This window comes from Streptosporangium sandarakinum (assembly GCF_013409935.1).
GTDB classification, from domain to species: domain Bacteria; phylum Actinomycetota; class Actinomycetes; order Streptosporangiales; family Streptosporangiaceae; genus Streptosporangium; species Streptosporangium nondiastaticum.
Genome location: NZ_JACCCO010000002.1, coordinates 1,744,432 through 1,764,044, shown reverse-complemented (window position 1 = coordinate 1,764,044; position 19,613 = coordinate 1,744,432). Strand labels below are relative to the sequence as shown.

At 73.6% G+C, this 19,613-nt stretch carries 13 protein-coding genes; 8 read left to right on the top strand and 5 right to left on the bottom strand.

Features of this window, described 5'->3' with window-relative positions; translation table 11 throughout:
* Window positions 1–9: 9 nt before the first annotated feature.
* From thrC to groL, 4 genes are all read left to right on the top strand, one after another.
* On the top strand, window positions 10–1,299 hold the full coding sequence (gene thrC / locus HDA43_RS26510; protein WP_179826159.1) for a threonine synthase: 1,290 nt from the start codon (window positions 10–12) through the stop codon (window positions 1,297–1,299).
* Window positions 1,300–1,322: 23 nt separating this feature from the next.
* On the top strand, window positions 1,323–1,598 hold the full coding sequence (locus HDA43_RS26505) for a MoaD/ThiS family protein (RefSeq protein WP_179826157.1): 276 nt from the start codon (window positions 1,323–1,325) through the stop codon (window positions 1,596–1,598).
* Between the two features lie 334 nt (window positions 1,599–1,932).
* Window positions 1,933–2,133, top strand: coding sequence for a cold-shock protein (locus HDA43_RS26500; RefSeq protein ID WP_068927743.1), 201 nt, complete (start codon window positions 1,933–1,935; stop codon window positions 2,131–2,133).
* Between the two features lie 410 nt (window positions 2,134–2,543).
* A complete protein-coding gene (gene groL / locus HDA43_RS26495; RefSeq protein WP_179826155.1) occupies window positions 2,544–4,169 on the top strand; it encodes a chaperonin GroEL in 1,626 nt (541 codons plus the stop codon).
* 159 nt (window positions 4,170–4,328) lie between these two features.
* Here the strand turns inward: groL and HDA43_RS26490 are convergent, their stop codons facing one another.
* The 4 genes from HDA43_RS26490 to HDA43_RS26475 all read right to left on the bottom strand — a co-directional run bounded on the left by HDA43_RS26490 (window position 4,329) and on the right by HDA43_RS26475 (window position 12,007).
* Window positions 4,329–6,407 (bottom strand): HelD family protein, encoded by a 2,079-nt coding sequence (locus tag HDA43_RS26490; protein WP_179826153.1) that lies wholly within the window; start codon window positions 6,405–6,407, stop codon window positions 4,329–4,331.
* A gap of 524 nt (window positions 6,408–6,931) precedes the next feature.
* Window positions 6,932–8,578: a DNA repair helicase XPB gene (locus HDA43_RS26485; RefSeq protein ID WP_179826151.1), complete on the bottom strand. Its 1,647-nt coding sequence runs from the start codon at window positions 8,576–8,578 to the stop codon at window positions 6,932–6,934.
* A 236-nt stretch (window positions 8,579–8,814) separates the two neighbouring features.
* Window positions 8,815–9,405: a hypothetical protein gene (locus HDA43_RS26480; protein WP_179826150.1), complete on the bottom strand. Its 591-nt coding sequence runs from the start codon at window positions 9,403–9,405 to the stop codon at window positions 8,815–8,817.
* Between the two features lie 91 nt (window positions 9,406–9,496).
* Window positions 9,497–12,007, bottom strand: coding sequence for a helicase-associated domain-containing protein (locus HDA43_RS26475; protein ID WP_179826148.1), 2,511 nt, complete (start codon window positions 12,005–12,007; stop codon window positions 9,497–9,499).
* Between the two features lie 251 nt (window positions 12,008–12,258).
* Here HDA43_RS26475 and HDA43_RS26470 point away from each other — a divergent pair, with 251 nt between their 5' ends.
* Together HDA43_RS26470 and HDA43_RS36100 are read left to right on the top strand one after the other, a co-directional pair.
* Window positions 12,259–12,876, top strand: a complete 618-nt coding sequence (locus HDA43_RS26470) for an HAD family hydrolase (RefSeq protein ID WP_179826146.1) — start codon at window positions 12,259–12,261, stop codon at window positions 12,874–12,876.
* Between the two features lie 89 nt (window positions 12,877–12,965).
* Complete coding sequence (locus HDA43_RS36100) at window positions 12,966–13,364, top strand: cold-shock protein (protein ID WP_179826144.1); 399 nt, start codon at window positions 12,966–12,968, stop codon at window positions 13,362–13,364.
* Window positions 13,365–13,412: 48 nt separating this feature from the next.
* Here the strand turns inward: HDA43_RS36100 and HDA43_RS26460 are convergent, their stop codons facing one another.
* Window positions 13,413–15,194, bottom strand: coding sequence for an MFS transporter (locus tag HDA43_RS26460; RefSeq protein ID WP_312873547.1), 1,782 nt, complete (start codon window positions 15,192–15,194; stop codon window positions 13,413–13,415).
* Window positions 15,195–15,486: 292 nt separating this feature from the next.
* On the opposite strand from HDA43_RS26460, the gene HDA43_RS26455 reads away from it, so the two are divergent.
* On the top strand, window positions 15,487–16,314 hold the full coding sequence (locus tag HDA43_RS26455) for a DUF3027 domain-containing protein (RefSeq protein WP_179826142.1): 828 nt from the start codon (window positions 15,487–15,489) through the stop codon (window positions 16,312–16,314).
* A 171-nt stretch (window positions 16,315–16,485) separates the two neighbouring features.
* Complete coding sequence (locus HDA43_RS26450; RefSeq protein WP_179826541.1) at window positions 16,486–19,572, top strand: sacsin N-terminal ATP-binding-like domain-containing protein; 3,087 nt, start codon at window positions 16,486–16,488, stop codon at window positions 19,570–19,572.
* The last annotated feature ends 41 nt before the right edge of the window (window positions 19,573–19,613 follow it).

The window sequence follows — 19,613 nt, the reverse complement described above, 5'->3', positions numbered from 1 at the left end:
CCTCGCTTCATGGCGCTCGCAGAAACAGAGATCCCCACCGCCTCCGTCTCCGCCGACACCGCGCTCGACGGCCGCTTCGGCCCCGCCGTGGCCCTGTCCTGCCGGGAGTGCGGCGCCCGCTACGACCTCGGCCCGAGCTTCGCCTGTATCGAGTGTTTCGGCCCCCTGGAGGTCGCCTACGACTTCGGGCGCGTCACGCGCGAGCAGATCGCCGCCGGTCCGGCGAGCATCTGGCGGTACCGCGCACTGCTGCCGGTCCCGGACGGCGTCGCCGCCCGGCCCAACATGGCGCCCGGCTGGACCAGGCTCGTCAACGCCGGCAACCTCGCCCGCGAGCTGGGCCTGCGCTCGCTGCACGTGAAGGACGACTCGGGCAACCCGACCCACTCGTTCAAGGACCGCGTGGTCGCCATCGCCGTCGAGGCGGCCCGCAACTTCGGCTTCCACACCCTGTCGTGCTCCTCCACCGGCAACCTCGCCGGCGCGGTGACCGCGGCCGCCGCCCGGGCCGGGCTGGACGCCTGCGTGTTCATCCCCGCCGACCTGGAGCAGGCCAAGATCGTCATGGCCTCGGTGTACGGCGGGAGGCTCGTCGGCATCGAGGGCACCTACGACGACGTCAACCGCTTCTGCTCCGAGCTCATCGGCGACGAGCTGGGCGAGCGGTGGGGCTTCGTCAACGTCAACCTGCGCCCGTACTACGCCGAGGGCTCCAAGACCCTGGCGTACGAGATCGCCGAGCAGCTCGGCTGGCGGATCCCCGACCAGATCGTCGTCCCGGTGGCGTCCGGCTCCCAGCTCACGAAGATCGACAAGGGGTTCAAGGAGCTGATCGCGCTCGGGCTGGTCGAGGAGAGGCCGTACCGGATCTTCGCCGCCCAGGCCGAGGGCTGCTCCCCGGTCTCGGCCGCCTACAAGGCGGGCCAGGACGTGATCCGCCCGGTACGGCCGGACACGATCGCCAAGTCACTGGCCATCGGCAACCCGGCCGACGGCCCCTACGTGCTGGACATCGCCCGGCGCACCGGCGGCGCGGTGGAGGACGTCACGGACGCCGAGATCGTCGACGCGATCAGGCTGCTGGCCAGGACCGAGGGCATCTTCGCCGAGACCGCCGGCGGCGTCACGGTCGGCGTGCTGCGCAAGCTGGTCGCCGAGGGGCGGCTCGACCCCGACGCCGAGACCGTGGTGCTCAACACCGGCGACGGCCTGAAGACCCTCGACGCGGTGGCGGGCGAGGCCCGTCCCACCGCCGTCATCCGCCCCTCGCTTGACGAATTCCGCTCGGTCATCGCCTGAAATCACCGGAAAGGTGCTTAATAATGAGTGTCTCTGTACGGATTCCGACGATTCTCCGGACGTACACCGGTGGTGCGGCCGAGGTGAACGCCGAGGGTGAGACCCTCCGCGACGTGCTGCGGAAACTCGACGCCGACTTCCCCGGGATCGGCGCCCGGATTCTCGACGACTCCGGCAGGATTCGCCGGTTCGTCAACGTCTACGTCGGTGAGGAGGATGTCCGATTCGCCGACAACCTGGACACCGCCACGCCGTCGGGCGTCCAGGTCTCCATCATCCCGGCGGTCGCCGGGGGCTGATCCGTCCCTCCACACTCCGGGCCGCCGTGCCGTACGGCGCCCACCGACACCCGCCCCGGTCCAGTTCGGGGCGGGTGTCGCGCTTTCGGGAGGGTGTCGATATCGGCGCTTGGTGAAATAATGCAATATTTGATCAGCGGGCCTGGATAGCAAAACTATGTTCTCGTGCTGTATTCGTACGTAAAGCGGCAGTTTGCTGGTTGACTCTGTTGCCCTACGGCGTACCACAGGTATGGTCGAGAACGATCGACGCAGGCGATGTGTCCGCCTCGGAGATTGAGGGCGCCGCGAGAGGAATGGGCGACGTCCTCAAGTCCAGTAAGAGGAGTCGGAAGTGGCGCAAGGCACCGTCAAATGGTTCAACGCGGACAAGGGCTACGGCTTCATCGCGGTAGACGGTGGTAAGGATGTGTTCGTCCATTACTCCGCGATCATGATGGACGGCTATCGCTCACTCGAACAGGGCCAGCGGGTCGAGTTCGAGATCACCCAGGGGCAGAAGGGTCCGCAGGCGGAGTCCGTCCGGGCCGTCTGAGGCAGCCGTCTCCTTGAGGTGCGCAGGGGCGTGCCGGACGGCCCCCGTGGCAGCGCAGTCCACGCGGGCCCTCGGCACGCCGGCCCGGTCCGCCGTGTCCACTCGGCGGGCCGGGCCCTCGCCGTATCGGGGCCGGACTCCGCCGCACGACGTGGCCGCCGGGGCGAGGCCAGGTGAAGCGGTGGCCGCGCCGGGCCGCCTGAGGTCGTCGCCTCCCGGGGCAGGTCAACGCGGCGTCGCTTGCACTCGGCAGGGTAGAGTGCTAAATAGTTTGTTGGCACTCCCCACGGGTGAGTGCCAACCCTGGATCGGGGCGATGGGATCCGCCGAACGGAGTCGCGGATCCGATGCCGTCGCGGGCGTCGGCTCGATCCGGTGCAAGCCACCCTGTGTTCGGGAGGTCTAGCCGTATGGCAGCCAAGATGATCGCGTTTGACGAGGACGCCCGGCGCGGTCTCGAGCGTGGTATGAACCAGCTCGCGGACGCCGTCAAGGTGACCCTGGGCCCGAAGGGCCGCAACGTCGTCCTGGAGAAGAAGTGGGGCGCCCCCACGATCACCAACGACGGTGTGTCCATCGCCAAGGAGATCGAGCTCGAGGACCCGTGGGAGAAGATCGGGGCCGAACTCGTCAAGGAAGTCGCCAAGAAGACCGACGACGTCGCCGGTGACGGCACCACCACCGCCACCGTCCTCGCGCAGGCCCTGGTTCGCGAGGGCCTCCGCAACGTGGCCGCCGGCGCCAACCCGATGGGCCTGAAGAAGGGCATCGAGGCCTCCGTCGAGCGTGTCTCCGAGGAGCTGCTCAAGCTCGCCAAGGACGTGGAGACGAAGGCGCAGATCGCCTCCACGGCCTCCATCTCCGCGGGCGACCCGCAGATCGGCGAGATGATCGCCGAGGCGATGGACAAGGTCGGCAAGGAAGGCGTCATCACCGTCGAGGAGAGCAACACCTTCGGCCTGGAGCTTGAGCTCACCGAGGGCATGCGCTTCGACAAGGGCTACATCTCGCCCTACTTCGTCACCGACCCGGAGCGTATGGAGGCCGTCCTCGACGACCCGTACATCCTCGTCGTCAACTCCAAGATCTCCGCGAACAAGGACCTCCTGCCGGTCCTCGACAAGGTCGTGCAGTCCGGCAAGCCGCTGCTGATCATCGCCGAGGACGTCGAGGCCGAGGCCCTGGCGACCCTGGTCGTCAACAAGATCCGCGGCCTGTTCCGCTCGGTGGCCGTCAAGGCCCCCGGCTTCGGTGACCGTCGCAAGGCCATGCTGGGCGACATCGCCATCCTGACCGGCGCCCAGGTCATCAGCGAGGACATCGGCCTCAAGCTGGAGTCCACCGCGCTCGACCAGCTCGGCCGGGCCCGCCAGGTCATCGTCACCAAGGACGAGACCACCATCGTCGACGGCGCCGGTGACGCCGAGCAGATCGCCGGCCGGGTCAACCAGATCCGCGCCGAGATCGAGAACACCGACTCCGACTACGACCGCGAGAAGCTCCAGGAGCGTCTCGCCAAGCTGGCCGGCGGCGTGGCCGTCATCAAGGCCGGTGCGGCGACCGAGGTCGAGCTCAAGGAGCGCAAGCACCGCATCGAGGACGCCGTCCGCAACGCGAAGGCGGCCGTCGAGGAGGGCATCGTCCCCGGCGGTGGCGTGGCGCTGCTGCAGGCGGGCGCCAAGGCGTTCGACAAGCTGGAGCTGAACGGCGACGAGGCCACCGGTGCCGCGATCGTCCGCAAGGCCCTGGAGGAGCCGCTGAAGCAGATCGCCGTCAACGCCGGCCTTGAGGGCGGCGTCGTGGTGGAGAAGGTGCGCAACCTCACCCCGGGTGAGGGCCTGAACGCCGCCACCGGCGAGTACGTCAACATGTTCGAGGCGGGCATCCTCGACCCGGCCAAGGTGACCCGTTCCGCTCTGCAGAACGCGGCGTCCATCGCGGCGCTGTTCCTCACCACCGAGGCCGTCATCGCCGAGAAGCCGGAGAAGACCCCGGCCGCTCCCGCCATGCCGGGCGGCGGCGACATGGACTTCTAGTCCGTCGTCTCACGCGAACGAGAAGGCGGCCCCGGATCTCCGGGGCCGCCTTTCCGTTTTTTCGCGGTTCTTTTCCGCTGTCCTTTTCCGCCTTTTTCTCCGGACCCTTTCCACGGCCTCTTTCCCTCGGCCCTTTTCCCGGGCCGGCCGCGGCCCGCGTCAGCGCAGTCGCGGAGGCAGGTCCCGGGTGTGCAGGACGGTCAGCGAGGTGACCGCGCGGGTGAGGACCACGTAGAGGCGGGCCAGGCCGCGCGGTTCGGCGTCCACGATGTCGGCCGGCTCGGCCACGATCACGTGGTCGTACTCCAGGCCCTTGGCCAGGGACGCCGGCACCACCAGCAGGCGGTGCTCCTCGACGGAGTCGGGGCCCAGCACCCGGTGGTCCAGGCCGGCCAGGGACGCCGACACGGCGGCGACCGAGGCGTCCGGGACGATCACGCCGATCGACCCCTCCCGCGCCAGGACCTCCCGCGCCGCCTCAGGCAGGGACGCGGCGAGGTCGGGCACCCGCCGTACCGTCAGGGAGCCCGCGCCGGGCCGCAGCGAGCGGGGCGCGGCCAGGCCGGGGGCGACGTCGGGCAGCAGCCGGGCGGCGTAGTCGAGGACCTCGCGGGGCACGCGGAAGCCGAGGGTCAGCTCGGTGACGGCGCCGTTCTCGAAGCCCAGGTGGGTGAGGACCTCCGTCCACGAGCAGGCCGACCAGGGGGTGGTGCCCTGCGCCAGGTCGCCGAGTACGGTGGCCGACCCGGTACGGCACCGCCGCCCGAGCGCCCGCAGCTGCATCGCCGACAGGTCCTGCGCCTCGTCCACCACCAGGTGCCCCAGGGAGGGTGTCCGCTCGATCAGGTCGGCCAGCTCGTCCATCAGCGCGCCGTCGGCCGCCGACCACTTCGCCGAGCGGTGCGACTTGGCGGGCTTGGCCCACAGCAGCAGGGCCTGCTCGTCGGCGGTGAGGTCGTCCTTCGCGGCGGCGGCGAGGAACGCGGGGTCGCTGAACAGCCGGTGGAGCACCTGCTGCGGGGTCAGCTTGGGCCATACGGCGTCCACGAGCTGCTTGACCGGCTTGGATCGGGCCACGGCGTCCTGCACCCGGTCGTCGGGTGACTCGCCGCGCTGCTCCATCCGGACCAGCACCATGTGGGCCAGCCGCTGGGCGAGGGCCGCGCGGCCGGGGCCGTAGCGGGTGGTGCCGCGCAGCGAGGCGACGATCTCGCGGACCTCGTGGTCGGCGACCCGGTAGCGGTTGACGCCCTTGGTGAACAGCAGGCCCTCGGTCGGCTTGACGACGTGCGTCCACAGGGCGCGGCGCAGCACCGGAGCCATCCGCGCGTCACCCTTGACCGTGCCGGCGGCGGGGTCCTCCGGCGCGGCGTACTCTCCGAGGATCCCCGCGACGGTGGTCTGGTCGACCTTGACCTCGCCCAGCGCGGGCAGCACCGAGGAGATGTAGGCGAGGAAGGCGCGGTTCGGGCCGACGATCATCACGCCGGACCTGGCGAGCTTCTCCCGGTGGGTGAACAGCAGGTAGGCGGCCCGGTGCAGGCCGACTGCGGTCTTCCCGGTGCCCGGCGCCCCCTGGACGCACACCGTGCCGCCCAGCTCGGACCGGACGATCTCGTCCTGGTCGGGCTGGATGGTCGCGACGATGTCGCGCATCGGGCCGGAGCGGGGACGCTCGATCTCCTCGGTGAGGATCCTGCTCTGCGCCAGGACGCCGCCCCCGGTGAGCGGCTCGTCCTCGTAGGCGGTCAGGTCGCCGCCGTGGTAGCCGAACCGGCGGCGCAGCTCCACGCCCATCGGGTCGGCCGGGGTGGCCTGGTAGAACGCCCGCGAGACCGGCGCCCGCCAGTCGATCACCAGGGGGCGGCTGCGCTCGTCGTGGACGTGCCGGCGCCCGACGTAGATGATGCCGGGGAGGTCGTCGCCCCCGGTGCGGTCGAGGCGGCCGAAGAACAGGGGGGTGCCCGAGTGGTCGGCGAGCGCCGCGACGCGCTGGTCCAGCAGCGCCTGGAGGATCTGCTGGGAGACCCAGTCGCCGGCGGCGTCGGAGGACAGGGACTGGGCGTGCTCGCGCATCGCGCGCAGCGCCGCCCGGGAGACGGCCAGGTGCCGTCGCTCGGCTTCGAGGACCGCCGCGGTGTCGCCGTCGCCGGGACCGGCGGAACGGGTGGAGTGGCCGGGGTGGCCGGAGTGGCCGGGGTCGTCGGCTATGTCGGGGGCCAGCTGGTGTGCGGGCATACGAAAACGCCTCCCATTCGGTAAACGGAGGTGATCAGGCAGCGAACCGACTAGCTTAGCCGCGGTCCCAGGGCGTCTCAAAAGGATTGGCGGGTGACCGGGGGCCCGGTGCGGCGGGTATCGCGACGGTCGTGCCGATCGCCGGATCCGGCGCCGCGCCGGACCGGACGGACCCGCCGGGGGTGGGTGCGGGCCGTACGGGCTCACCCCGAAGGGCGGGAGCGCCGGGACGCGGCGTTCCGGGGGAAGCACGGTGGGGCCGGAGGGACGGGGGGCCGTGCCGGGGTCGACCGGAGGAACGTTCCAATTCCCACAGCGACCCCTTTGTCACCCTCCGTCACACTACTCGAAAATCGCAAAAAAGGGGAGCAAATCTGGTGACTCCCGCAGATCATGGGGGTATGTCGCCAATGGCCGCCGCGGCCTTGTCGAGGGGGTGGTGTGGTTGCCGAAGACCCGCGGTATCTCGTGGACCTGACCGGTCGACGGACCGGGACATGTGAGGGCGTGCTCGCCGGGCGGTGTCACTCGCCGGCGAGCACGTCGTCAGCGTCGATGATCTGGTAGGCGTACCCCTGCTCGGCCAGGAACCGCTGACGGTGGGCGGCGAAGTCCTGGTCGACGGTGTCCCGGCTGACCACCGAGTAGAAGCGGGCGCCACCCCCGTCCGACTTGGGACGCAGCACCCGGCCCAGCCGCTGGGCCTCCTCCTGGCGCGAGCCGAAGGTGCCCGACACCTGGATGGCCACCGCGGCCTCCGGCAGGTCGATGGAGAAGTTCGCGACCTTCGACACCACCAGGACCTGGATCTCCCGGTCGCGGAACGCCTGGAAGAGCCGCTCGCGCTCCTTGACCTTCGTCTCACCCTTGATCACCGGGGCGCCCAGGTGCTCGCCGAGCTCGTCGAGCTGGTCGATGTACTGGCCGATGACCAGCACCTGCTCGTCCGGATGCCGCCGGACCAGCGCCTCGGACACCCGCAGCTTCGCCGGCGTGGTCGCGCAGAACCGGTAGCGCTCCTCGGCGTCGGCCATCGCGTAGGCGAGCCGTTCCGACTCGCTCAGCGTCACCCGCACCTCGACGCAGTCGGCCGGGGCGATCCAGCCCTGGTTCTCCATCTCCTTCCACGGCGCGTCGTAGCGCTTGGGGCCGATGAGGGAGAACACGTCACCCTCCCGGCCGTCCTCCCGCACGAGCGTCGCGGTCAGCCCGACCCGCCTCCGGGCCTGCAGGTCGGCGGTCATCCGGAAGATCGGCGCGGGCAGCAGGTGCACCTCGTCGTAGACGATCAGGCCCCAGTCGCGGGCGTCGAACAGCTCCAGATGACGGTAGACGCCCTGCCTGCGGGTGGTCATCACCTGGTAGGTGGCGATGGTGACCGGCCGGATCTCCTTCTTGGTGCCGGTGTACTCGCCGATCTCGTCCGCGGTCAGCGAGGTCCGCCGGATCAGCTCCTGCTTCCACTGGTGCGCCGAGACCGTGTTCGTCACCAGGATCAGCGTCGTCGCCTGGGCGTGCGCCATCGCCGCCGCGCCCACGATCGTCTTGCCCGCGCCGCAGGGGAGCACCACCACGCCCGACCCGCCGTGCCAGAACGCCTCGGCGGCCTCCCGCTGGTAGGTGCGCAGGGTCCAGCCGTCCTCGGCCAGGCTGATCGGGTGGCGCTCGCCGTCGACGTATCCGGCGAGGTCCTCGGCCGGCCAGCCCAGTTTGAGGAGGTGCTGCTTGATGTTGCCGCGTTCGCTGGGGTGCACCGCCACGCCGTCGTCGCCCAGCCGCTCGCCCAGCAGCGGCTGGATCTTCCGGGAGCGCAGCACCTCCTCCAGCACGGCGCGGTCGGTGCTGGTCAGCACCAGCCCGTGGACGGGGTGCTTCTCCAGGCGCAGCCGGCCGTAGCGCGCCATGGTCTCGGCCACGTCCACCAGCAGCGCGTGCGGGACGGGGTAGCGGCTGTAGCCGATCAGCGCGTCGATCACCTGCTCGGCGTCGTGCCCGGCGGCCCGCGCGTTCCACAGCGCCAGCGGGGTCACCCGGTAGGTGTGCACGTGCTCGGGGGCGCGTTCGAGCTCGGCGAACGGCGCGATCGCCTTGCGGCACTCGTCGGCCCGCTCGTGCTCGACCTCCAGCAGCAGGGTTTTGTCCGATTGCACGATGAGTGGTCCGTCGGTCAAGGCTTCTCCCTCGTTGCGCGGCCGGCGAACCCCATGCTCGCATCGGCGAGGGGGCGGCCGGTGTGTTCCGGGCCCGCGTGGCGGATCCACCGCGGATCCTCCGTGGCGGGGATCCGCGCGGCCGGTCCGGGTGGCCGTGTCATCCCGCTCTCCGCGTGCGGCCCACCCGGTGTTCAACGGACACGGACCCCCGATAAGTCCCTGACCGGAGCCCGAGTTCCCACCGGGGCCGCCGGTCAGTCGAAGGCGCCGTTCATCCCGGCGATGATCACGCCGCCGACGCCCAGGATGAGGAGGCCGACGTTGATGCCGATGCTGATCCAGGTCCACTTGAGGAGGTTCCTGGCGGTCTGCGGCTCACGCTCGACCTTGCCCAGCGCGATGCCGGACAGGATGGCTCCGGCGATGCCGCCCAGGGTGACGTAGCAGCTCAGAGCCAGGATGATGCTGATCACCAGCGCGACGATCGCGTGGGTCCGGACGCCGTCGTTGCCGCCCTGCGGCGCGGGTCCGTAGCCGTAACCGCCGTAGCCGTACCCGGGTGCGGACTGCCCGTAGGAGGGGTCGCCGTACCCCTGGCCGCCGTACCCCTGGCCGCCGTAGCCGGAGTCGCCGTATCCCTGACCGCCGTACCCCTGGCCGTATCCCTGGCCCGGCGGGGGGTACTGGCCGCCGGTCGGGTGGCCGCCCGGCGGCGGGCCGTATCCGGGGGCCTGGCCGTGGTCGCCGGACTGGCCGTACCCGGGGGTCTGGCCGGGGCCGGGGCCGTACGGGTTCCTCCAGTCGTCCGGGTTGCCGTTGGGGCCTTCGGGGTGACCGCTGCTCACTGTGGATCTCTCACTTCGGTTGGGCAGACCAGCTTCAACAGATATCACGATATGGGGCCGGGATCCCGGCCACAGCGGAACGGGGCGCGCGTCACTCGACGCCCGCGATGCCGGTGATGCGGTGCAGGGCGAAGCGGTGCACCGCCGCCCGGGTCTCGTCGTAGGCGGTGAGGTAACCACCCTCCATCCGGGCGGGCTCCAGGATCCGGCTCGTGGCGTTTCCCTGGGAATCGAGATAACCGATCCAGACCTGGGAGCCCTGCCGGATGGCCTCGCGCAGCGCGTCGACGGTGGCGGTCGAGGGTGAGCGGGGCGGCCGGCCCTCCGGCGCGCTCACCGGGGCGCGGCGGGACCGGTGGGCCGCGTCCCCGGCCCGCACGGCCCGGACCGCCGCCGCCACCACGTCGGCCTCCAGCCCGCTGAACGCGACCGGCGGGCGGACGGCGGGCTGGCCCTCGGTCCGCCGTACGTCGAGCTGGGTGATGATGACGTCGCCCTCCAGCGACTCGGCCGCCGGGGCGTACCCCATCGCGCGCAGCGCGTCGAGGAGCGTCTGCCGGGACGCCTTGGAAGCGATCACCGTGGGGGCCAGGCGGCGCAGCCGCAGCGGCAGCGAGCGCCGGTCGGCCATCACCTCGTCCAGCAGCGAGGGGTCGTCGCAGCGGACGTAGGCGCTCGCCGTGCCGACGCGCATCCGGCCGTGGCGGCGGGCCACGTCGGTGACGAGGTAGGTCAGCGGCTGCGGCACCGGGGTGGCCGAGTGGCGCTCCAGCATGGCGAGGATCTCGTCGGCGCCCTGCCCGGCGTCCAGTGCCCGCCGGAGCGACCCCTCGCCGAACCGGTACACCGTCGCGCCGCCGGTGGACTCCACGTCGGCGGCCAGCGCCAGCCACCGCCTCAGCTCGCCGGTGAGCGGACCGGGGGCGACGGCGGTCAGGTCGGCCTGCAGGAGCACGTGGTCGAGCGGCTCGGGCAGCAGCGGGAGCAGCAGCTCGCCCGCGGTCCCGGCGCGGACGCCGCCGGACTCGCGGGGGTCGCCGGACCCACCGGGCTCCACGGGATCCTGGTGGTCGAGGACCCCGGGGAGCAGCGCCCGGCCATGGCCGGCGAGCACGCCGAGACCGGTGACCCCGAGCTGCTCGGCCTCGCGCAGGGTGAACTCCACCAGCCGGTCGCGCCGCTCGCCGCGGCGCCGGGGCTGCTCCCAGGCCAGGCGCTCGCGCACCGACGCGAGCGCCGGCGCCACCCCGGGGCCCGCGACGGCCAGCACGCCCAGCGCGGTGGTGCGGACCTCGGAGGCCACGGAGGTGCGCAGGTCGGGGTGGAGGGCGTTGAGCAGCCGGTCGCGCTCGTCGCGGTCGCCGATCATGCCCGGCACCCGGTCCATGGTCAGCCACATCGTGGCCAGCGCCACCCAGCGGTCCTCGGTGCCCTTCACCCGCCAGGCGTCGTAGGCGGGGGTGGGCAGCCACTCGCCGTCGACCGAGCCGCTCGCGGCGACCAGCCCGGCGGCGTGCGCCACCTCGATGACCAGGCCCGCCGCCCACTCGGGCAGGTCGAGCAGGGCCGCGCACCGCTTCAGGTCGCGTACGGCCAGGCCGCCCCCGCGCAGCACGCCCGGCGGGTCGGCGCTCCACTGCTCGCACAGCTCCTCCACCGCGCGGGTGAACGCGAACGCCTGCCCCGCCGCCGTGCGGTCGGCGAGCCCGGGGTCGCGCGCCGGGCCCTCCAGCACGGGCGGGAGCGGGGAGAGGTCGCGGTGGACCCGGCCACCGCGCAGGAACAGGCCCACCTCGCGCGGCAGGACGACGGTCTCCTCGCCGGTCGCGGCCAGCAGCGCGCGGGAGAGGAGCTGGTCGATCGGCGACCGGGCGGTGGCGGCCCGCACCTCGCGGCGGGCGTTGGGCACCCGGCCGCTGGGCGGGCCCCAGGTCAGCTCGTCGAGGGCGGCGCGGGCCTGCGGGGAGACCTCGTCGAGGAGGCGGCCGACGGTCGCGTCGTCGCCGAGCAGCGCGGCGAGGGCCTCCCGCCCGCCGGTGCCCCCGCGGTCCGGCCGGTCATGGGCGCCGTTCGGCCCGGGAGCGGCGCCGTTGCGCCCGGCGGGCTCACCGGTGCCGCCGGTCCGGCCGCCGATGTCGTGGACCAGCTCCGCCAGGCGCTCGGGGGAGTGGTGCCGGAACGCCTCGGCGGCCGGCGGGCCGAGCCCGGCGGGGGCGTCCAGCGCCTCCCGCACGCCGGGCGCCGGGGCGAGGGCGCGATCGGGGCCGTAGAGCAGGGCGAGGGTCCGCAGTCGCTCGACCGTCTCCCGGAGCGCCGTCCGGAACGGCCGTCCGGCGGCCCCGGGCAGCGCCAGGGCGAGCCGGCCGCGCAGGGCGTCGTAGCCGACCGGCTCGGGGAGCACGACCAGCGTCTCCAGGACCGCGAGCGCGAACCGGTCGAGCCGGTCGAGCACCCGGGCGACCGCCGACGGGCTGCTCGCCCGCCCGGCCAGCCCCTCGATGTGGGCCGGGACCGGGGTGATGAGCTCGGGGCGCGCGGCGACGAGCGCCCGCAGCCGGTCGTCGCTCCGGCCGCGCAGCCATTCGGTGAACTCCGTGCTCATTCCGTCAATGGTAAGAGGCGTCCCCGACAAAGCGCCGTCCGGGAAAGTCCGGATCCGCCGTCGCCCGGCCGTACGGGAAAGCGCGGCACGTCGGCGTCCGGCCGTCCGGGAAAGTCCGGGCACGTCGGCGTCAGGCCCGTTCCCCGGCGGCGATTACCCCTGCACCGGCGGGATTTGGCACACTGCGGGGAGCGCGCGGAGCGAACCCTCCGGCGGATGACGAGGAGTTGTGAGCCGGAGATGAGTGTCCGATGACGTCGGTGGGATTCGACCTGGACATGACGCTCGCCGACACGCGCGCCGGCATCGCGGCCGTCTTCGACGAGCTGTCCCTGCGGCTCGGTGTGTTCATCGACAGCGCCGTCGTGGTGGCCAGGCTCGGGCCGCCGCTGGAGTGGGAGCTGGCCAACTGGCTGCCGCCGGAGGAGGTCCCGCCGGCCGTTGCCCTCTACCGGGAGCTGTACCCCTCGCTCGCCGTGCCCGCCACCGTCCTCATGCCCGGCGCGCGCGAGGCCGTCGAGGCCGTACGGCGCGGCGGCGGCCGGGTCATCGTGGTGACCGGGAAGAACCCCATCGACGCGACGCGGACGGTCGAGTTCCTCGGCCTTGAGGTGGACATGGTCGCCGGGTCGGTCTTCGGGGCCGCCAAGGGCCCGGCCCTCGCCGACTTCGGCGCGACCGCCTACGTGGGGGACCACGTGGCCGACATCGAGGCGGCCCGGGCCGGCGGCGCGGTCAGCGTGGCGGTGGCCACCGGCGGTCATCAGGTGGAGGATCTGCGCGACCACGGGGCCGACGTGGTCCTGGCGGATCTGACCGAGTTCGGGGAGTGGTTCGGCGGCTGGCGAAACACCGCTGTCGTCGCGTAATTCCGGGGAAATAGACGGTCGCCCCCGGCGTCCTGTGGGCATAACCTACATCCATTCCTTTTCACGACAGTCTGAACGAGGTCACCCCTGTGCCGAGTGGCAAGGTCAAGTGGTACGACGCCGACAAGGGTTTCGGCTTCCTCACCCGCGACGACGGCGGTGAGGTCTTCGTGCATTCCTCCGCGCTGCCCGGCGGCGTGGACTCCCTCAAGCCAGGGCAGAAGGTCGAGTTCGGTGTGGCCGAGGGGCGCCGTGGCCAGCAGGCGCTCTCGGTTCGCGTGATCGACCAGCCCCCGACGCTCGCCAGGGCCGCCAAGCCGAAGGGCAAGCGCAAGAAGCCCGACGAGATGGTGGTCATCGTGGAAGACCTGATCAAGCTCCTGGACACCGTCTCCACGTCGTACCAGAAGGGCAAGCACCCCGAGCCGGCGCACGCCAGGAAGATCGCCGCCATTCTCCGCACGGTGGCCGACGACCTGGAGGCCTGACCGCGCTCCGGCGGTGACCCCCCGTGGCCCCGCGACCGGCTCCCGTGTTCAGCCGTGTGGGTTGGTCAGCGGTTTGGTGTGCTTCTCCGTCTTGTCCGCCGGGTGGTCCCCGTGCCGCACGATCGCGGTGGTCGGCCCGGTGGGCTTCGGGGCGCGCCGCGTCCACCGGAGCCGGCGCGTGCCGGAGGCCGGGGAGCCGTCGTACGGCCCGCCCTCCGGGCCGCCGGACGTCGATCCGCCGGGCACCGGGCCGTCCGGCGAGGGACCGCCGGGCGGGGGGCCCTGCGGGTCCCCGTCCGGCGCGGGCGGGGCGGCGGGCCCTTCGGAACCGGGCGCGTCGTCCCCGGCGACCGTCGTGACGGCGGGGACGCCGGACGCGGCGGGGGCGCCGGAGGCGGACCGGGCGGCCTGGACCCGCTCCTCAACCGCCATCGTCCGCCCGCGGCGCCGCGCCACCAGCCAGCCGAACGAGCCGCCCAGCAGCGCCGCCATCACCGCGAGCCCGGTACGGCCGCCGGCGAACAGCGACAGCAGCAGCCCGAACAGGCCGCCGGCCACCCAGGTGATCTGCAGGATCGCCTCCACCACGCCGAAGGTGGACGAGCGCACCTCCTCGCCGATCTCGCGCTGCACGATGGCGTCGAGCGCCAGCTTGCCCAGCCCCTGGGCGAACGCGGCCACCAGGGCGACGGCCACCGCCGTCCACAGGGTGAACACCACCGCCGGGACGATCGTCGCCACGGTCGTCAACGCCAGGGTGGCCAGCACGATGACCTGGGGCGAGCGGCGGCGCATCCGGGAGGCCACGGCCGTACCGGCGAGGCCGCCCGCCCCGGCGGCCACCGCCAGCAGGCCGATGGTCACCGCGGGCGCCTGGCCCGGCAGCTTGCCGTCCTGCACCAGGAACAGCAGGTAGAACAGCAGGAACCCGGACTGGGCGCGAATGGCCATGTTGGCCCGCATCGCCTCGGTCACCACCGGGCCGACGTTCAGCAGGGTGCGCCAGCGGTGCGGGCGTTCCTCCCCCTCCTCACGGAGCTCCTCCAGGTCGGGGGAGTCGACGTGGCGCGGGAGCCGTACGGCCCACACGCCCTGAAGCAGGAAGACGACCGTCGCCCCGCGCAGCATCCAGTCGCCGCCGACCCAGGCACTGACGCCCGCGCCGATCGGGACCGCCACCCCGGCCGCCACCAGCGCGAACAGCGCGACCCTGGCGTTCGCGGTGACCAGCGGGATGTCGGCCGGCAGCACGTTCGGCATGATCGCGGCGCGGGAGACGCTGTACGCCTTCGACAGCACCAGCACGGCCAGCGCCGCGGGGAAGATGGTGAACGGGTCGCCGCTGACGAACGCCGCCGCCATCGCGAAGCACAGCAGCCCGCGGCCGAACAGCGTGCCGGCCATCACGAAGCGCCGGCCGGAGCGGAAGCGGTCGAGGACCGGGCCGACGAACGGCGCGACCACCACGAAGGGGATCATCGTGATCAGCAGGTAGAGGGCGACGTGGCCGCGGGCCTCGTTGACCGGGAGCTTGAACAGCGTCCCGGCCAGGGCCGCGGTGACCAGCGCGTCGCCGGCGCTCTGCCCGGCGGTCAGCTCGATGAGCGGGCCGAGCCCGGTGCGGCCGGCCCCCTGGGCGTGGGTGAGCCGCCGTGTGGCCCGGCCCATCCGCCGCACCCCGCCGGCCGTGCCGCGACCGGCGCGCGCCACCGCCCGCCCCGCGCCCCGGCCCGCCCGTACGGTGCCACGCCCCGCCCCGGCCGCCGCCCGGCCCGTCCGGCGGGACGCCTCGCCCACCACCCGCCGCGCCCGGTTCCACCCGTTTCCCACGCATCCAGTCTTACCCGATCGATCCCGCCCTACGATCGGCCCGCGGACCGGACCGGCCCGTTCCGCGGCGCGCTTCCGGCGGGGTCGGGACGCCTTTTTCGCACCGGGCGCCTATTCCTGAAAAAATGGTGATGGCCAGGTCGTCCGATGGCCACGGCTCGCCCCTCCCGCCCCAGGGGAGGTACGGTGCCGTCCGCTCCGGACATGGGTGAGAATGAACTGTGAGTCAGCGCAACGAGCGAGCGAGCAAGCACAGCGACCGTCCGGTTGCGGGGCCGACGGGAGCGGGCTCGTGAGCCGCGTCCGGACCCGCACCCCGGTTCTCGACCCCGCCTGCGCCGACGCCGTGGACCTGGCCCGTTCCGCCGTGGAGGAGAACGTCCGGCCCGACGAGGTGGGCGGGCACCTCGGAGCGCAGAGCGAGGGCGAGCGGGTCGTCACCCATTACTTCGCCTGCCTCGACCGCGCCTACACCGGCTGGCGATGGGCGGTGACCGTCGCCCGCGCCTCGCGGGCGCGCAACGTCACGGTCAGCGAGGTCGTGCTCGTGCCCGGCGAGGGCGCGCTGCTGCCGCCGCAGTGGGTGCCGTGGAGCGAGCGTCTGCGCCCCGGCGACCTCGGCGTGGGCGACCTGCTGCCCACCGCGGCCGACGACGTCCGCCTCGCGCCCGGCTTCACCGACACCGGTGAGGAGACCGACCGCGAGATGTTCTTCGAGTACGGCCTCGGCAGGGCCCGGGTGCTGTCCCCGGTCGGCCGCGACCGTGCCGTGCGACGCTGGCACGCGGGTGAGGCGGGGCCGCACACCCCGATCGCGCACGCCGCGCCCGCCCAGTGCTCCACCTGCGGTTTCTACTGGCCGCTCGCCGGCGCGCTGGGCGCGACGTTCGGCGTCTGCACCAACGAGTTCGCCCCGGACGACGGCCGCGTGGTCGCCGCCGACCACGGCTGCGGCGCGCACTCGGAGGCGGCCGTGACGCCGCCCCAGGTCGAGCCGACCGCGCCGATCCTCGACGAACTCGCCTACGACATCACCGAGCACCTCGCCGAGGAGTTGCCGGGGGCGGACCGCGGCGGTTCGGTGGACGACGCCGCGGCCGAGCCGCTGGGCCACTCCTGACCCGGCCCCCTCCCGCGGGGCCGCGTCCCGGTCCCCGCGGGGCCGTCCGGCGCGGGCGGGCCGTTCACGGCCCGGCGGCCCGGTGCGCGACGTGACCACTGGATCCCTTCGACCCTTGGACTCATCGCTGTGACTGACATTTTCGGCCCCGACACCTTCGGCACCGACCGGATGCGCTCCGCGGTGCTCGCGGCCTGGACCGCCTCGCCCGCGCGGTTCCGCGAGGACGCCAACGCCGAGGAGGACTTCGCGCTCGGCGGCTACCGCGACCGGCTGATCGTCGAGCTCGCCCAGAACGCCGCCGACGCCGCGGTCCGCGCCGGGGTGCCGGGGCGGCTGCGCCTGTCGCTGCGCGAGGGCGTGCTGTCGGCCGCCAACACCGGCGCGCCGGTGGACGCCGCCGGGATCGAGAGCCTGTCGACGCTGCGCGCCTCCGCCAAGCGCGGCGAGGAGGACGCCGCGGGCCGCTTCGGCGTCGGTTTCGCCGCCGTGGTCTCGGTCACCGACGAGCCGGTGATCGGCTCGCTCGGGTCGGGGGTGGTCCGCTGGTCCCGTTCCCAGACCGCCGCGCTGGTGGCCGCCGAGCCGGTGCTCGCCGCGGAACTGGCCGAGCGCGGCGGGCACGTGCCGCTGCTGCGCCTGCCGTTCCCGGCCGGCCCGGTGGAGGTGCCGCCGGGCTTCGACACGCTCGTCCGGCTGCCGCTGCGCGACGCCGCGTCCGAGGACGCCGTACGGCGGATGCTGCGGGAGGCAGGTCCGGCGCTGCTGCTCGGGCTGCCCGCGCTGGAGTCGATCGAGATCGACCTCGACGGCGAGATGCGCACGATCCTGCCGGACGGCTGGCGGGTGGTCTCGGCGTCCGGGCGGTTCACCCCCGAGGAGGTGGCCGAGCTGTTCGCCGACCGGCCGACCGAGGAGCGGAGCCGGCCGCACTGGCTGGTCCGCTGGGCCGTACCGGTCGCCGGGGAGGCGGGGGAGCCCCGGCCGCTGCCCGAGCTGGTCCGGCCGGTGGTGCACGCGCCGACGCCGAGCGACGAGCCGCTCGACCTGCCCGCCCTGCTCATCGCCTCCTTCCCGATGGCGACCGACCGGCGGCACGTGGCCATGGGGCCGCTGACCGACTTCCTGGTGGAGCGCGCCGCCGACGCCTACCTCGACCTGCTGGCCGGGCTGCCCCGCACGCCCGCCCTCCTCGACCTCGTCCCCGGCCTGATGGGCAGGGGTGAGCTCGACGCGCGGATCCGCCGCGCCATCCTGCGCAGGCTGCCCGACCTGCCGCTGCTCCCGGCGCTGTCGCCACCCGCCGCCGCCGCCGCCGCCGACGCCGCCGCCGACGCCGCCGCCGACGCCGCCGCCGAGGGCGCGGGCGCGGGCGCGCCGGGTGAGGACATCGTCGTCACGGGGCGGCAGGCGTCGGTGGTGGCGGCGCCGGGCGAGCTGCTGGAGAAGATCGCCGGTATGGTCCCCGGGCTGTTGCCGGCCGGGTGGCCGTCCCGGCACCCCGCGATCGCCGCGCTCGGCGTCCGGCGGGTGCAGCTGTCCGACGTGGTGGACATGCTCTCCGGGGACGCCGTCGCCGATCTCGGTCCCGAATGGTGGCGGTCGCTGTACGAGGTGCTGCCCGCCGACGACCCCGAGGCGCTCGGTGCGCTGCCGGTGCCGCTGGCGGACGGCCGCCTGGTCCGGGGGCCGCGCGGCACGCTGCTGCTGAGCGACGGCTCGGCGCTGGACCCGGCCGTGCTCGGCCCGCTGGGCCTGCGCGTGGTCCACCCGGAGGCCGCCCATCCGCTGCTGCTGCGCCTGGGCGCCGCCGAGGCGACGCCCAGAACGGTCCTGGAGGACCCGCTGACCCGCTCCGCCGTCGCGGAGTCGCTGGACGGCCCCGACCCCGAGCCGGTGGCGCAGGCGGTGCTCGCGCTGGTGGACGCCGCCGGGCTGGTCCCGGGTGACGCCCCGTGGCTGTCGGAGCTGGCGCTGCGCGGCGCCGACGGCGAGCTGTACCCGGCGGGTGAGCTGCTCCTGGCCGACGGAGCGCTGGCCGGGCTGCTCGACGCCGAGACCCACTTCGGCACGGCCGCGCCCGACCTGGTGGAGCGGTACGGCCCGCGGGTGCTGGCCGCGGCCGGCGTGCTCGACGGCTTCGCCGTGGTCAACGACGCCGACGTCATGCTCGACCCGGACGAGTTCGACCACGACCTCGACCGCGAGGAGGAGTGGCTGGAGGCGGTGCTCGACCTGCTGCCCGACATCGACGTGCCGCCGGTCGCCAGGGAGTTCTCCGCCGTCCGCGACCTGGAGTACGTCGCCGACTGGCCGTCGGCCCTGGCCCTGCTGTCGCGCCCGCCGCTTCGCTCGGTCCTGCACCCGCTGCGGGTCCTTGCGGCCGGCGAGGTGGTGGAGGTGCCGTCCTACACCGCGTGGTGGCTGTCCACCCACCCGGTGCTGGACGGCCGGCGTCCCACGCAGCTGCGGCTGCCCGCCGCCGACCCGCTGCTGTTCGGCCTGTACGGCGACGCGCCCCCGGTGGTGGACGAGGCCGCGCTCGCCATGATCGGCGTGCGGACCACCCTGACCGACCTGCTCGCCTCGCACGGCGGCCCCGACGAGCTGCTGGACCTGCTGGGCGACCCCTCGGCCGAGGTGGACCGGGCGCAGCTGCGGTCGCTGTGGGTGGCGCTCGCCGGCGTCGAGCCCGCCCGCGTCGCGCCCCCGCGGGCGGTGCGGGCGATCCTCGACGGCGAGATCGTCGTCGTGGACGCCGAGAACGGACGGCTGCTGGCGGGACCCGACCGCGTCGGGGGCGCCGGGGCCGAGGTGCCCGAGCCGGTCGTGGTGGAGGCCCCGGACCTGCTGCCGCTGGTGGCGGGCCGGCCGCTGGTGCTGGCGCCGTTCGACCTCGCCGAGGCGCTGTCGGAGCTGCTCGACCTGCCGCTGGCCGGGGAGGAGGCGGCCGGTGAGGTGACCTCCTCGGGCGCGGCCCGCGAGGTGCCGCCCGCCGTGCGATCGCTGCTGCCCACCGCGCCCGCCACGTACGTGGAGCACGAGAAGCTGCTGGTGGACGGCGTCCCCGCGGCCTGGCGGTTCTTCGAGGGCCAGGTGCACGCCTCGGGCGTGGAGGGCCTGGCGCGGGGGCTGGCCTGGGCGTCGGGCCAGTGGGGCGACCGGCTGGCCGTGGCGGCGCTGCTGCGCGACCCGGCGGCCGTGCCGCTGCTGCTGGCCGAGGCCGACCTGGACAGCTGGACCGCCTCGACGAACTAGCCCGCATCGAGCAACGTTCGCCCCGTAGCGACGCGCCGTCC